General features: G+C 56.6%; 1 pseudogene. It reads left to right on the top strand.

Annotation, left to right across the window (positions count from 1 at the left end):
* Positions 1-65: 65 nt before the first annotated feature.
* Positions 66-334 (top strand): annotated as a pseudogene (locus tag AC0IYH_RS30275) (ABC transporter substrate-binding protein); the annotation flags it as partial.

Here is a 334-nt window from a genome sequence, read left to right as displayed (position 1 = left end):
ATCCATTAGCAGTAATGCTTCTCGCTTTTCTTTTCTCTAGCCTTTCCAACGCGGAGTCTCGACAGGTGGTCGATGTACTGGGCCGCAGCGTCACGGCGCCCTTGCCGGCCAAGCGGGTAATTCTGGGCTTCAACTTCGAAGACTACATAGCCGTAGGCGGTGATTCGGCGTTTGACTCGGTGGTGGGTATTTCCCGGGGCGCCTGGGAAAAGAAGGTGCCGTTGAACTGGCAACTGCACGTCGCTCATCGCCCAGCCATTGATCGCCTTGCCGATGTAGGCGAGGTGGAAACGCAGAGTTTCTCGGTCGAGAAAGTATTGAGCCTGAACCCGGA

The sequence above is a fragment of the Pseudomonas sp. AC463 genome (genome assembly GCF_979253585.1).
The sequence above is the reverse complement of the archived record's forward strand: the minus strand, read 5'-3'. Positions and strand labels throughout refer to the sequence as shown.